At 58.2% G+C, this 14265-nt stretch carries 16 protein-coding genes; all 16 read left to right on the top strand.

The features are described from left to right. The 16 genes from rlmB (at window position 1) to mnhG (ending at window position 14099) form a co-directional block, all read left to right on the top strand. The gene (gene rlmB, locus RVM27_RS03540) at window positions 1–810 is read left to right on the top strand and encodes an SPOUT family RNA methyltransferase (RefSeq protein ID WP_498957371.1); all 810 of its coding nucleotides are present in this window, start codon (window positions 1–3) and stop codon (window positions 808–810) included. Between the two features lie 210 nt (window positions 811–1020). After that, a complete protein-coding gene (gene rpsF / locus RVM27_RS03535) occupies window positions 1021–1398 on the top strand; it encodes a 30S ribosomal protein S6 (protein ID WP_498957370.1) in 378 nt (125 codons plus the stop codon). A 33-nt stretch (window positions 1399–1431) separates the two neighbouring features. Beyond that, entirely contained in the window at window positions 1432–1659 is a 228-nt protein-coding gene (gene rpsR / locus RVM27_RS03530; protein WP_009097135.1) for a 30S ribosomal protein S18, read from the top strand. Between the two features lie 12 nt (window positions 1660–1671). Beyond that, window positions 1672–2523 carry a hypothetical protein gene (locus RVM27_RS03525; RefSeq protein ID WP_498957745.1) on the top strand — a complete coding sequence of 284 codons (852 nt, stop codon included), beginning with the start codon at window positions 1672–1674 and terminating at the stop codon, window positions 2521–2523. A gap of 15 nt (window positions 2524–2538) precedes the next feature. Next, a complete protein-coding gene (rplI, locus tag RVM27_RS03520) occupies window positions 2539–2985 on the top strand; it encodes a 50S ribosomal protein L9 (RefSeq protein WP_016916556.1) in 447 nt (148 codons plus the stop codon). 201 nt (window positions 2986–3186) lie between these two features. Further along, window positions 3187–5823 carry a replicative DNA helicase gene (locus RVM27_RS03515; RefSeq protein ID WP_498957369.1) on the top strand — a complete coding sequence of 879 codons (2637 nt, stop codon included), beginning with the start codon at window positions 3187–3189 and terminating at the stop codon, window positions 5821–5823. A gap of 126 nt (window positions 5824–5949) precedes the next feature. After that, complete coding sequence (locus RVM27_RS03510) at window positions 5950–6243, top strand: hypothetical protein (RefSeq protein ID WP_039182003.1); 294 nt, start codon at window positions 5950–5952, stop codon at window positions 6241–6243. 140 nt (window positions 6244–6383) lie between these two features. Next, window positions 6384–6686, top strand: coding sequence for a DUF6482 family protein (locus RVM27_RS03505; protein ID WP_498940674.1), 303 nt, complete (start codon window positions 6384–6386; stop codon window positions 6684–6686). 240 nt (window positions 6687–6926) lie between these two features. Continuing rightward, on the top strand, window positions 6927–8012 hold the full coding sequence (gene hemH / locus RVM27_RS03500; protein WP_498957368.1) for a ferrochelatase: 1086 nt from the start codon (window positions 6927–6929) through the stop codon (window positions 8010–8012). 199 nt (window positions 8013–8211) lie between these two features. Then, a complete protein-coding gene (locus RVM27_RS03495; protein WP_498957367.1) occupies window positions 8212–10560 on the top strand; it encodes a putative monovalent cation/H+ antiporter subunit A in 2349 nt (782 codons plus the stop codon). Further along, complete coding sequence (locus RVM27_RS03490) at window positions 10553–10984, top strand: Na+/H+ antiporter subunit B (protein WP_081135354.1); 432 nt, start codon at window positions 10553–10555, stop codon at window positions 10982–10984. Before RVM27_RS03495 ends, RVM27_RS03490 begins: the two co-directional genes overlap by 8 nt. 33 nt (window positions 10985–11017) lie before the next feature. Then, window positions 11018–11365, top strand: a complete 348-nt coding sequence (locus tag RVM27_RS03485; protein WP_039182023.1) for a Na+/H+ antiporter subunit C — start codon at window positions 11018–11020, stop codon at window positions 11363–11365. Then, window positions 11362–12963, top strand: a complete 1602-nt coding sequence (locus RVM27_RS03480) for a proton-conducting transporter membrane subunit (protein WP_498957366.1) — start codon at window positions 11362–11364, stop codon at window positions 12961–12963. The genes RVM27_RS03485 and RVM27_RS03480 overlap by 4 nt, the downstream gene beginning before the upstream one ends. Then, window positions 12960–13433, top strand: a complete 474-nt coding sequence (locus RVM27_RS03475) for a Na+/H+ antiporter subunit E (RefSeq protein ID WP_039182030.1) — start codon at window positions 12960–12962, stop codon at window positions 13431–13433. The genes RVM27_RS03480 and RVM27_RS03475 overlap by 4 nt, the downstream gene beginning before the upstream one ends. Beyond that, window positions 13433–13702 carry an MrpF/PhaF family protein gene (locus RVM27_RS03470; RefSeq protein ID WP_039182034.1) on the top strand — a complete coding sequence of 90 codons (270 nt, stop codon included), beginning with the start codon at window positions 13433–13435 and terminating at the stop codon, window positions 13700–13702. Before RVM27_RS03475 ends, RVM27_RS03470 begins: the two co-directional genes overlap by 1 nt. Beyond that, window positions 13695–14099: a cation:proton antiporter gene (gene mnhG, locus RVM27_RS03465; RefSeq protein WP_498940686.1), complete on the top strand. Its 405-nt coding sequence runs from the start codon at window positions 13695–13697 to the stop codon at window positions 14097–14099. The genes RVM27_RS03470 and mnhG overlap by 8 nt, the downstream gene beginning before the upstream one ends. The last annotated feature ends 166 nt before the right edge of the window (window positions 14100–14265 follow it).

Genomic DNA, 14265 nt, shown 5'->3' with positions numbered 1-14265 from the left:
ATGAAATCGGCGTCGTCTCGACGTAGCCCGCGCCCGGCTACACGCACTCCTGTCCGTACGCCTGATGGCCTGGATCACGTCTATGGAGTGCATGCCCTGGAGAGCCTGCTGGCACGGGGCAAGTCGCCCAAGGAGCTGTGGGTGCAGCAGGGCGCAGGTCAGCGTTTGCAAACGCTGGTGGCCGATGCCCGAGCCAGCGGTGCGGCGGTCAAGGAGCAGCCGCGTGACGTGCTCGATCAGTTGACCCAAGGGGCGGCGCATCAGGGGGTGGTTGCTTTCTGTGCCCCCTTGACGGCAGAAGGAGAGGAGTCTTTGTGGCTCAAGCTCCGCGCCTGGCCGTCGGATACGCCTCCTTTGCTGCTGGTGCTGGATGGCGTCACCGACGTGCATAACTTTGGCGCGTGCCTGCGCAGTGCCGATGCCTCGGGTGCCCATGGAGTGATTGTAGCCAAGGACAAGGCGGCGCCGCTCAACGCCACGGTCAGAAAAGTCGCCTGTGGTGCCGCAGAGGTGGTGCCGGTCTATCAGGTCACCAATCTGGCGCGCACGCTGGCCAGGCTCAAGGAAGAGGGCGTGTGGATCACCGGCACCGCCGGTGAGGCACAGGTCAGCGTATTCGATATCGACTTCACCGGCCCGACCGCGCTGGTGATGGGTGCCGAAGGCAAGGGGTTGCGCCGGTTGACGCGGGAAGCGTGTGATCATCTGGCCAAGCTGCCCATGGCGGGGCAGGTATCTAGCCTGAATGTCTCGGTGGCTGCCGGAATCTGTCTGTTTGAAGCGGTGCGTCAGCGGCAGCTTGCAAGTTAGCCTCCGTCCCACTAGAATGCTTGCGCCCGTTTATACATAAGCGGGCGTTCGTATTGGTAACCCTCTACGACACTGGTTTTATCTGCTTGATGTTCTTTTCAGCCATACGTGGCTTGCCAAGGGCATTTCAGTCAACTCCTTGCTTCCCAGTCGCTGTCAGAGCATATGCTCCGGCACACTCAGGAAGCTGCCAAACCGCAAGGAGATTCCATGCGTCATTATGAAATCGTGTTCATGGTCCACCCGGATCAGAGCGAGCAAGTACCGGCAATGGTCGAGCGCTACACCAGCATCGTCACCGAAAGCAGCGGTACTGTGCATCGTCTGGAAGATTGGGGCCGTCGTCACCTGGCTTACCCGATCAACAAGATCCACAAAGCCCACTACGTGCTGATGAACGTTGAGTGCACCGGCGAGACTCTCGAAGAAATCGAGAACATCTTCCGCTTCAACGACGCCATCATCCGCAGCCTGGTTGTGCGCTGCAAGGAAGCCGTTACCGAAGCTTCTCCGATGATGAAGCCGGCAGAAGAAAAGCGTCCGCGTCGCGAAGAAAAGCCGCGCGCTGAAGCTGAAGAAACTGCCTGATTCTATCCACTGCACGTTTTAAGGAGCTAGTCCATGGCACGTTTTTTCCGTCGCCGCAAGTTTTGCCGCTTCACTGCTGAAGGCGTCAAGCAGATCGACTACAAAGATCTCGACACGCTGAAGGCTTACATCACGGAAACCGGCAAGATCGTTCCGAGCCGTATCACCGGCACCAAAGCACGCTATCAGCGTCAGCTGGCGACCGCTATCAAGCGTTCACGCTACCTGGCACTGCTGCCCTACTCCGATAGCCATCAGTAAGCGTTTAACGTGATGCTGGCACTGGCAAGATGGCTGATGCGCGGAACGCCCTATGCCGTAGGCGGAGCGGCCCTGGCATCGCTGGTGCCCTGGCTGTTTTGGCTAGGCGCCGCCATTGCCGCACTGGTGACCTTGCGCAAGGGGTTCGCTCCTGCGCTGCCGGTCATCATCGCCGCTGCTCTGCCTGCCGGTTTCTGGTGGGCACAAGGTGATGTGATACCACTGGCCAGCGTTCTGCTGGTCACGCTGATGTCCGTCATCCTGCGCGAGCGGATGCGCTGGAGCGAAGCCTTGATCGTGGGCACATTGGCTGCCGCGGTCATGGTTCAGCTGGGCATCTTCAGCCCGCCAGGGGGAACGCAGCTCATGCTGGAGCAGCTGCGGGAGAGCTCTGCGGAGATCGACCGCATGCTCACCGAGTTCGCCAATCAGGGCGTCGATACAACGGCCTTGGCTGCCATGGTCATCGGTGGTGTGACGGGCTTGGTCGTGTTGCTGGCCGCCATTATCTGCCTGGCGCTGGCCCGCAGCTGGCAAGCCGGGCTGTACAACCCCGGTGGCTTTCGCGAAGAGTTTCATGCGTTGCGCCTGAGCCCCCGTGAACTTGTCGTTCTGGTGGTGCTGGGAGTGGCAGGCATGGCGCTTGGTGCGCAGGCACTGGCGATGCTGTGCTGGATTCCGCTGCTGATCGCCGGTATTGCGTTAGTGCATGGGTTTATTGGAATAAAGGGGATGAACGGGCTGTGGCTGGTGGCATTTTATGTGCTGCTGATCACGACCTGGCCCACGATTCTCATTGTGCTGCTGTTGGGGCTGATCGATACATTTGCGAACGTTCGCGCACGCCTTGCCCGCAGCAACTGACAAGAGGTTTACGAGATGGAAGTCATTCTGCTCGACAAGATTGGTAAGCTGGGCGGCCTGGGTGACAAGGTCACTGTCAAGCCTGGTTATGGTCGTAACTACCTGGTGCCTTACGGCTTAGCCGTACCGGCCACCAAGGACAACATCGAAGCGTTCGAAGCGCAGCGTGCCGAGCTCGAAGCGCAAGCCGCTGAGCGTAAGGCAGAAGCCCAGGCGCGTGCCGAGCAACTCAACGACATCGAACTGTCGTTGGTGTCCAAGGCAGGCGACGAAGGCAAGCTGTTCGGCTCTATCGGTCCTCGTGACCTGGCCGACGCGATCTCCTCTGCTGGAATCGACGTCGCCAAGAGCGAAGTGCGTATGCCGCAAGGCCCGATTCGTCAAACTGGCGAATACGACATCGACCTCCACCTGCATGCAGAAGTGGACGCCGTTGTACGCGTGGTCGTTGTCGCCGAGTAATCATACTCGCCAACGCTGACGCCTCAAAGGGCGCGGGATCTCCCGCGCCCTTTGTCTTTTTAGGCCCTGTGGCTCTGTTGGCAAGGGGCGACACAGCAGGCTGATAAAGCCCTCCCTGTACGTGGGGGCCAGTGGTGTTATCCGAGCCGCACGGCTAAGATAAGCGCCGTTGGCTATCGGGTAATTGTTAAGGAGCTCGCAATGCAGGACCAGCCTTCTGCTGATCAGGAAACGGCAGCGTTAAAACTGCCACCGCATTCATTGGAAGCGGAGCAGTCGGTGTTAGGCGGGCTCATGCTGGACAACCAGGCGTGGGACAACGTCTCCGAGCGTCTGGTGGCCGACGATTTTTACCGCTATGAACACCGGCTGGTGTTCAATGTGATGACACATCTGGCCGAATCGGGCCAACCGCTGGACGTCGTGACCCTTTCCGAGGCGCTGGAAGCCCGTGACCAGCTGGATACGGTGGGCGGGCTGAGTTTCCTGGCCGAGCTGGCGCGTAACACGCCTTCGGCCAGCAACATACGCGCCTATGCCGATATCGTCCGTGAGCGTGCCACGCTGCGTAAGCTCATTCGGGCGGCCAACCAGATTGCCGAAGGGGCTTTTTCGCCTCAGGGCAGGCCCGCCGACGAGCTGCTCAACGAGGCCGAGCGGCTGGTGTTCCAGATTGCCGAAGAGCGGCCCAAGACCGGTGGCCCCATTGGCATGAGTGACCTGCTCACCAAGGCCGTGGATCGGATCGATGAGCTGTTCAACCTGAAAGGGGAAATGACCGGCCTTTCCACCGGCTTTCGTGATCTGGATGAGATGACCTCGGGCCTGCAGCCTTCCGATCTGGTCATCATTGCCGGGCGGCCCTCGATGGGCAAGACCACCTTCGCCATGAACCTGGTCGAGCATGCGGTCATTTCCAGTGACAAGCCGGTGATGGTGTTTTCCATGGAGATGCCCGCCGAATCGCTGATGCTGCGTGTGCTCTCGTCATTGGGGCGTATCGATCAGACCCGCGTGCGTTCGGGTCAGTTGGAAGACGAAGATTGGCCGCGGCTGACCTCGGCGGTGAACTTGCTGAAAGACAAGCAGCTGTTCATCGATGACACGGCAGCCTTGTCACCCAATGAGATGCGCTCACGGCTGCGCCGGGTGGTGCGTGAGCACGGCAATATCGCCTTGATCATGATCGACTATCTGCAGTTGATGCAGATTCCTGGCTTTAACGAAAACCGCACGGGCGAGATCTCGGAAATTTCGCGTTCGCTGAAAGGCCTGGCCAAGGAGTTCCAGTGTCCGGTGGTGGCGCTTTCCCAGCTGAACCGCTCGCTGGAGCAGCGCCCCAACAAGCGTCCGGTCATGTCGGATTTGCGTGAGTGTGTCACGGGAGACACGCGGGTGATGCTGGCAACCGGAGAGCGGTTGCCGATTGGTGATCTGGTCGGGCAAACGCCGGACGTCATATCGCTGGGTGAAGATGGCAAGCTGCGCCGCTCGACGACGGATTTGGTGTGGTCAGTGGGCACCAAGCCAGTATTCGAGGTTTGTTTGGCTAGTGGACGGCGTATACGTGCAACAGCCAAGCATCGATTGAAAGCGCTATGGGATTGGAAAACGGTGGCCGAGCTCAAGGTGGGGGATCGTATCGCCTTGGCCAGGCAGTTAGCGCAGCCTGAGCATCCGGTCGTGTGGGAGGAACATGCGCTTATCCTGCTGGCCCATTTGCTGGGTGACGGCAGCTATGTCAAAGGGCAGCCGCTGCGCTATACCACCGCTAGTGAAGCGAATAGCGACGTTGTGACGCGCTGCGCAGAGCAGTTTGGTTCGACGGTGACTCGCCATGCGGGACGCGGTAACTGGCATCAACTCGTCATTGCTGGCAATGGCAATCGCTGGCACGCCCAAGGAGTGGGCGCCTGGTTGAAATCGCTGGGTATCTTTGGGCAGCGCTCTGCAGAAAAGTATATTCCAGGTGAAATTTTCAGACTGTCCGATCAGCAGCTCGCGCTGTTCATACGTCATTTGTGGGCCACCGACGGCAGCATTACGACAGATAAAAATGGGCGCACACGCGTCTATTTCTCTACGGTTAGCCGTCGCCTTATCGATGATGTCAGCGCTCTGCTGTTACGTTTCGGTCTTGTGACCCGAATCCGCCATGTCGTGTCAGGAGAGGGGAGTGGTTGGTATACCGCTGACGTATCGGGAAGCGATCAACAGCAGCGCTTTGCACAGAAAATTGGGGCTTTTGGGCATCAGGTGGCGTCGTTAGCACCGCTGAAAGCGGCATCCGTCGTGGCGAACACCAATATCGATACCTTGCCCCAGGAGGTGTTCGAGCATGTCAAACAGGCCATGCTTGCTAAAGGCGTGAGTCATCGGAAAATGGCTGCAATGCGTGGCATATCTTATGGTGGCTCGTCCCATTTTAGCTTTGCTCCTTCCCGGGAAGCCCTTGGCAGCTATGCAGATGCGCTGGGCGATGTGGCTTTGACACAGATTGCCTCCAGCGATCTCTTTTGGGACCAAATCGTCGAGATACGCCCTTGCGGTGAAGAAGAGGTCTTCGATTTGACCGTCCCCGGTGACGCGTGCTGGCTAGCGGATGGCATCGTGAGCCATAACTCGGGCGCGATCGAGCAGGACGCAGACGTCATTGCCTTCGTGTATCGCGACGAAGTGTATAACCGCGATAACCCGGACAACCAGGGCCTGGCCGAGCTGATCATTGGTAAACAGCGTAATGGTCCCATCGGGACGGTACACATGGCCTTCATAGGCAAATACACGCGCTTCGAAGACCTGGCGCCGGATAGTTACGGTGAAGCCTTCGGCGATTGACTTGAGGCTGAGAGGGGAGCACGTATAATGCGCTCCCCGTTGGCTGAGTCGTCTGGGTAACCCTCACTGGAAGGGCGGGATGAGAAGCGTGGGTCAATCGCATTGGTAGATAGACAGGAGTAACGCATGGCAGGTGGTTTTAGGCGCGGTAACCGTAAGCGGCTTCCCAAGCTGGAAGGTCGGGGTGAGCTCCAGTCGTTAGAGCGTGAAGGTCCCTTCAAAGAGTGGTTGGGCATGCCCGATCTCTACCGCTACCACTTGGTAGTGGAAGGGGAGCAGTACAGCTACCAGACAGAAGATGCGGAATTACCTGTCACCATTGGCGACAAGGTCGTGTTCCGTTACAAGGAAACCAAAGGGGGCAACTGGATCGATCGCAACTCGCTTGGCAAGGCCATCGACCCCTCGGAATATCAGTAATACGACACACATCTTGACGTTTCGGTCAGGAACTCTTTTCTGTTATTGCCCTCTTAGGGGGATAGTGCCAAGGTAATACTATTGTCATGGGGCAAAGGCATGCTGTGCTCCATGGCGATGACCAATAACAGGAGGGAACCATGGAACTTAAAGAGCTTAAACAGTTCGTCGAACGTCATGACAATTTTGAAATCCGGGTAATCACGCATTCGGGCAGCCGTTTCTATCAGGTCGAGCTCGAAGACGTCGAGGGTGAGCGTCATATGCTGACCCAGCGTGGCAAGCCTATGCTGTTTCGAGCGCTGGACGATGTGTACCTCGAACTCAAGCGGGCCGGTATCCACCGGGCTTACCTCGTTCAGCACGTGCCTCAGGATGAAGTCATTGGTCGCGACGCCCACTACAGCACGCCGCTGACCTCGCGTATGCCGCTGGTATTCTGACGCCCAGGCATCACTGATTGTGCGAGCGTGACCCGCATTTTTCCCACCATTGGCCCAGCCGAATTCGGCGACGGGCAAAGAACCGATAGCCTGCATCCAATGAGCAGCAAAGGCTTGGACATGGGTTGGTCTACAGTTATACAAATTATGTTGATAGTATAACTTTATCCCACGTCCTTGCTGAAAAGTGATAAGATTTAGGCCATTGTGAATGATCGACAGCCCCCAGGAGTAAGTGAGATGGCCGACAGCGCTGTAAAGGATCAACCAGGTGAAGGGCGCTTGGCCCACGCGCCAAGCAGTCATCCTCCGGTTGCCCCCGCCAAGGTGGGCGTGGTGCTGGCCAATCTGGGGACTCCCGATGCGACTGACTACTGGTCCATGCGGCGCTATCTCAACGAATTCCTGTCGGATAAGCGGGTCGTGGACTATGCGGGTTGGAAATGGCAGCCGCTGCTGCAGCTCATCATTCTGACCAAGCGCCCCTTTACGTCGGGCCATGCCTACAAAAGCATCTGGAACACCGAAAAAGACGAGAGCCCGCTGCTGACCATTACCCGTGCACAGACGGAAAAGATGACCGCACGGCTGAAAGCGCTGTATGGCGACAGTGTCGAGGTCGATTTCTGCATGCGCTACGGCAACCCTTCCACGGAAAGCGTGCTGAATCGCATGAAAGAGAAGGGCTGCGAGCGCATCGTGTTCTTCCCGCTCTACCCGCAGTACGGCTCGCCCACCACGGCTACCGCCAACGATCAGGCGTTTCGCACGTTGATGAAGATGAAGTGGCAGCCCTACCTGCGCACGGTGCCGGCCTACTTTGAACACCCTGCGTACATCCAGGCGCTGGCCAACTCGGTGCAAGAGGCGTACGACGGCTTTGAAAGCCGTCCCACCAAGCTCGTGGCCAGCTACCACGGTGTGCCGGAACGCTATCTGATGGAAGGCGACCCCTACCATTGCCAGTGCCAGAAAACCACGCGCCTGCTGCGTGAGCGTCTGGGGTTGAGCAAGGAGGAGGTCGATACCGCCTTCCAGTCACAGTTTGGCCCGGAAAAGTGGGTAGGCCCGCAAACCGTGGATCATGTGGCCGAGCTGGCCAGGCAGGGCCACAAGCACATTGCCATTCTGTCACCTGCCTTCTCCTCCGACTGTGTGGAAACGCTCGAAGAGATCAAGGAGGAGATTCACGACAGTTTCATGGAGGCCGGTGGCGAGACGTTCAGCTATATTCCTTGCCTGAATGATCGCGATGACCATATCGATGCCCTGTTGGCCGTGGTCAACAATGAGCTGTTGGGCTGGTTGCCTGTGCCCGCTCAGTAAGATTTCTGCTCGCACTGACGCCGCTTTGGCCACTGGCCGAGCGGCTTTTTTATGCCAGCGAGGTGGCTGGAGTTTTTCGAAGGGCTGGTATAAGGTTTGTGCATATAAAAACACATTTATTCAACGTTTAAGCGGCACATGTCGTACCATGCGCCGCTCACGTGAATAGTTTGCGCTTATTTTAGGGAGAGAACGCCGGATGCAATTTGCCGTTTTAATAGGCTTCGTGCTGGCAGCTTCGTCACCGCTGCTCAACCTCTGGTGTAGGGAACGAACCAGTCTGGTGCTTGCGCTGTTTCCAGCGCTGATGGCCGCGTGGCTGATTGGCCAAGCGCCGGTGGTGCTGAGTGAAGGGCCGCAACTACTGGAGTGGGCGTGGGTGCCCTCGCTGGGGATCAGCCTGAGTTTTTTGCTGGATGGCCTGTCGCTGCTGTTTGGCCTGCTGATTTCCGTCATCGGTACTTGCGTACTGATCTATGCTGGCGGGTACTTGAAAGGCCATCCGGATATTGCCCGCTTCCATCTGGCGCTGGTGGCCTTCATGGCTTCCATGATGGGGCTGGTCATGGCCGATGGCCTGTTGACCCTGTTCGTGTTCTGGGAACTGACCAGTATCACCTCGTATCTGTTGATCGGCTTCAACCATAACGATATCGAGGCCAGAAAGTCGGCTCGCCAAGGCTTGTTCGTGACCGTTTCCGGTGGCCTTGCGCTGATGGCGGGACTGGTCCTGCTGGGTGTGGCCAGCGGCAGCTGGTCGCTGAGCGAGATTCTGCAGTCCGACGGCAACCTGCGCGAGCATGCGCTCTATACGCCCATGTTGATCTGCCTGCTGCTTGGGGCGTTCACCAAGTCGGCGCAGTTCCCGTTTCATTTCTGGCTGCCGAATGCCATGGCGGCGCCAACGCCTGTCTCGGCTTACCTGCACTCGGCCACCATGGTCAAGGCGGGTATCTACCTACTGGCGCGCCTGCAGCCCGAGCTGGGCGGTACCGGCATGTGGGTGGGCGTTCTCTCGGTGGTGGGTGCGACCACCATGCTGACGGGCGCCTTCCTGGCGATCCACCACACCAACATCAAGAAGCTGCTGGCCTACTCGACGATCATGGCGCTGGGCACCTTGACCATGCTGCTGGGCATTGGCTCCGACTATGCCATGACGGCGTTCGTCACCTTCCTGCTGGCGCACTCCATGTACAAAGGCGCACTCTTCATGGTAGCGGGTATTCTGGACCATGAAACGGGTACCAAGGATGTCACGGCCATGGGGGGCTTGCGAAGCGCCATGCCCGTGACGGCGACGATTGCATTCGTTGCGGCGTTGTCGTTGGCCGGGGTTCCACCGCTGTTCGGTTTCATTGGCAAAGAGCTGATGCTGGAGGCTGCCTTGGGCGCCGACAGCGTGCGTCTGATGCTGGTGCTGTTTGCGTTCTTCTCGGCCATTCTGACCATTGCCGTGGCGGCCATCATTGCGCTGCGCCCTTTCTTTGGCGCGCAGCATGCCACCCCCAAGGTTGCCCATGAAGCGCCGTTTAGCATGCTGTTGGGGCCTGCACTGCTGGCCTGCGGCTCGCTACTGCTGGGGCTGGCGCCCGCGCTGCTGGGGGTGGATGCACTGCTGACCGCTGCGGCCACTTCGGTAGTGGGCGATGCGCTGACGGTTACCCTGTCGCTGTGGCACGGTATCAACGTGGCGCTGATCATGTCGCTGGTGAGCATGGCGCTGGGCTTTTTGCTGTTCAAGCGTTGGGACGAGGTGCGCAGCCATTTGGCGCGATTGGCACCGGTCATGCGCTATGGGCCGGAAGCAGGCTATGAAGGCTTCATGAATGGCGTCGTACGCTTCTCCGAGTGGCAGACCCACATTCTGCAGAATGGCTACATGCGTAATTACATTCTGGTGATGCTGGTGGTGTTGATCGGCCTGGTCGGTAATTCGATTCTGCTGCGCCACTCGCCCCAGCTGGCGCTGACGCTGGACGTGCGTTTCCATGAAATCATCGTGGTCGGTACCATGGCCATGGGGGCAATTTTTGCCACCATCTCGCGCTCGCGCCTGGGAGCCGTGGTGTCGGTTGGCATCATGGGCTTCTCGATTGCGCTGATCTTCATTCTCTTCAGTGCCCCCGATCTCGGCATCACCCAGCTGCTGGTAGAGACCATGACGGTCATTCTGCTGGTGCTGGTGCTGTTCCGCTTGCCGCGTTACTCCAACCTCTCGACCAGCCTCGAGCGCGTGCGCGATGGGGTCGTGGCAGCTGCCATGGGGGTCATGATCTTCCTGTTGATCATGACGGCATGGAGCATCGACCAGTTCGAAACCATTTCCACGTACATGGTCGAGAACAGCGCGCCACTGGCCCATGGCCGTAACATCGTCAACGTGATTCTGGTGGACTACCGCGCCCTGGATACGCTGGGCGAAATGTTCGTGCTGGCGTTGGCCGCCATTGGTGTCATTGCCATGTTGAAACTGCGTCACGATGGCCCTCAGGGCAAATCAGTAGAGGCGGAGAAGAGCAGCGTCAAGGAGCCCTACGATGGTTAAGTCAGGTACGATCATTCTCAATACGGCGGCACGCTTTTTAATGCCGCTGCAATTGATGTTCTCTATTTTTCTGTTGCTGCGAGGCCATGACGAGCCCGGCGGTGGCTTCATTGCCGGGCTGGTGGCGGCTGGGGCGTTTGCGCTTTATCTGTTTGCTTTTGGTGCCAGCGCCACCCGAGAAGTGCTGCGCATGGTCGACCCCCGCGACCTGGTCGGTGCGGGCCTGCTGTTTGGCATGATATCGGTGGTGCCTGCCTGGTTCATGGGCGAACCTTTCTTGACCGCACAGTGGTGGACGATCCCAGGCATCGACTTCAAGGCCTCTACGCCGCTGATCTTCGATGTGGGCGTCTATCTGGCGGTGCTGGGTTCCGTGATGGGCATGGTCATGGCGTTAATGGAGGTGGACAAGGATGAGCCTTGAGCTGCATACCCCGGATAACATAGGAGGCTCCCCATGGAACCGCTAATGGCCCTGGCGATTGGTTTGCTGTACGCCACTGCCGTATTCATGATGCTGCGACGTTCGATCGTCAAGCTGGTGATCGGTTTGCTGCTGCTTTCCAACGGTGCCAACTTGTTGATTTTTACCACCGCAGGCATGACCCGTGGCGCACCCCCTCTGATTCCCGAGGGCATGCTGCAGCCATTGGGGCCCGTGGCTGACCCGCTGCCCCAGGCAGTGGTGCTGACCGCCATCGTCATCGCGTTTGGCGTGCTGGCGTTTGCCGTCGTACTGATTCGCCGCGCCTATGAAATCGTCAAGGCGGATGATTTGGACAAGATGAAGGATACCGACACGTGAGGCCTGAAGTCGCACTTCCCGTTTTGTTGCCTCTGCTTTCGGGGGCAATATCGCTGCTGTTCTGGCGGTCGCGGCCCATGCAGCGTTTTGTGGCCGTTGCCGGTAACGTTGTGCTGCTGGCGGTCAGTCTCTGGCTGTTTGTCGCGGTACTGAACGACGGCTATATCACCATGCAGATGGGCAACTGGCCCGCGCCATTCGGTATTACGCTGGTGGCGGACATGCTCAGTGCCGTGATGATCCTGCTGACCGGCATCATCGGTCTGGCCATGGGTATTTACTCATTGGCCACCACCGGGCGTGGTCATGAAAAATTCGGCTACTACCCGCTGATGCACCTGCTGCTGGCCGGTGTGGCCGGAGCCTTCCTGACCGGCGACATGTTCAACCTCTACGTGTGGTTCGAGGTGATGCTGGTGGCATCGTTCGCGCTGCTGATTCTGGGTGGCGAGCGTGCCCAGATGGAAGGAGCCATCAAGTATGTGACGCTGAACCTGTTGGCATCGGTGATCTTTCTGACCGCCGTCGGTCTACTGTATGGCACGGTCGGTTCGCTGAACATGGCCGATATCGCCCTGCGCATGGACGAAGCCGAACACAGTGGCATGGTGGAAGTGCTGGCCGTGATGTTCATGGTGGCCTTTGGTATCAAGGCAGCCGCGTTTCCGCTGTTTTTCTGGCTGCCCGCGTCCTATCACACGCCGCCCGTGGCGGTATCGGCGCTGTTTGCCGGGCTGCTGACGAAGGTCGGGGTGTACTCGCTGTTCCGCGTCTTCACACTGATCTTCGATCAGACCATGGGCTATCTCCAGGACATCATGTTGTGGGGGGCAGTCTTGACCATGGTGACCGGCGTGCTGGGGGCGGCGGCGCAGTATGAATTCCGCCGTATTCTCTCGTTTCACATCGTCAGCCAGATTGGCTACATGATTCTTGGTCTGGCGCTCTATACCCCGCTGGCCATCGCCGGTGGCGTGTTTGCGATCATGCACAACATCATCGTGAAAACGAACCTGTTCCTGATCAGTGGTATCACGCACCGCCTGCAGGGTACCTATCAGCTCAAGAAGATGGGCGGGCTTTATCGCGAGCGCCCCTGGCTTGCCGTCGCGTTCTTCATTTCGGCTTTCTCGTTGGCAGGCATACCGCCGCTGTCCGGTTTCTTCGCCAAGTTCGTACTGGTGCGAGCAGGCCTGGAAGCGGGCGCCTATGTAGCCACCGGGATTGCTTTGGCTGTGGGCTTGATGACCCTCTACTCCATGGTCAAGATCTGGAACGAAGTGTTCTGGAAAGCCTTGCCGGAAGAGAACAAGGTGCCTGCAACCCAAACGCCCACAGGCGATGATGGCCGTATGCTCAAACCGAGCCTGTGGATGATGTATCTGCCGGTGATCGTATTGGCCATGATGTCGCTGCTGGTAGGTATTTTCGCCGAGCCCATCATGCAGGTCATGAATCAGATAGGCGATCAATTGATGAACCCGGCAGGCTACATAGAAGCCGTGCTCGGCGAGTCAGCGAATGTCATCGATGCACTGCTGGAAGCGGCAGATGCGGGCGTGGATCAGGCGAGTGAAGTTCAGGAGGAAGCTCCATGACCGGTGCAATTTGGAACTTGTTACTCGGCCTGGCCTGGGTACTGTTGAGCGGTGATTTCTCGGGCTTGAACCTGCTGGTAGGCATGGTGTTTGGTTATATTGCGCTGGTATTGATCGAGCCTCAGGTCGAGGCGCTGAAGGGATACCCTTTACGAGTGCCGCGCATCATCGGCTTCATCGGTTTCTTCATGAAGGAGCTGGTGCAGGCCAATCTACGTGTCGCATTCGACATCCTGACGCCACCCTGGCACATGCAGCCAGGCGTCATTGCACTGCCGCTGGCGGCACGTACGGAGATGGAGATCACCATGGTGGCCAACCTGATTTCGCTGACGCCGGGTACCTTGAGTCTGGACGTCTCGGATGATCGCCGGGTGCTCTATATCCATGCCATGTTCCTGGACGATGAAGATGAGCTGAGACGCAGCCTCAAAGAGATGGAGCACCGAGCCCTGGAGTTATTTCGCTGATGGATACCGTGATTTTGATTAGCCAGGTCTTGATGGGCTGCGCCCTGATATTGACCTTTGTGCGCGTGGTGCGAGGCCCCAGCTTGCCGGACCGAGTGGTGGCGCTGGAGCTGTTTTCCACCACGGTAGTGGGGCTGGTGGGGGTATACGCCATTCAGTCAGGTGTATCGAGCTTTCTGGATGCCGCCATCGTCATCGCGCTGATGGGCTTCTTGGCCGCCATAGGATTCGCTCGCTTTCTGGAACGTGGGGGACCGCGTGATGATTGATTTTGTCAAAGGAACGCTGGTGTTGACCGGCGCCAGCTTCATGCTGCTGGCTTCCATCGGTTTGCTGCGCCTGCCCGACTTGTTGACCCGCATGCATGCTACTACCAAGGCTGCGGCACTGGGTGTGGTCCTGATCATGCTGGCGGCGGCCATGCACTTTGCCGAAGTAGGGGTGGTCGCACGTGCGTTCGCGATCATCGTCTTTATTTTGATCACAGCGCCCATTGCCGCTCACGTGATTGGCAGGGCGGGTTACTTCGTGGGCTCCCGTCTATGGAGCGGTACGGTGAAGGACGAGCTCAGGCCCAATTATGATCCGCTCACCCATGAATTGAAGAGTGGGCTGGAAACCGAGGAAAACGCCAAACGTCAACCTCGACCAACAGACCCTGATTGACAGCTAATCAACGAGTTAGCTAAAGGCCACCTTCGGGTGGCTTTTTTATGGCTGTGCCAACGGAGGGCTGTCTTTTACGCAATGCGTGTAGCGGCACACTATGCTCGTCAAACTATATACAATATATGTACTGTGTAAGATATAGTGTCCATGTATGAAAGCGTGG

It is taken from the genome of Halomonas sp. KM007 (assembly GCF_050709225.1).
Taxonomy (GTDB): Bacteria; Pseudomonadota; Gammaproteobacteria; order Pseudomonadales; family Halomonadaceae; genus Vreelandella; species Vreelandella hamiltonii.
The sequence above is the reverse complement of the archived record's forward strand: the minus strand, read 5'-3'. Positions and strand labels throughout refer to the sequence as shown.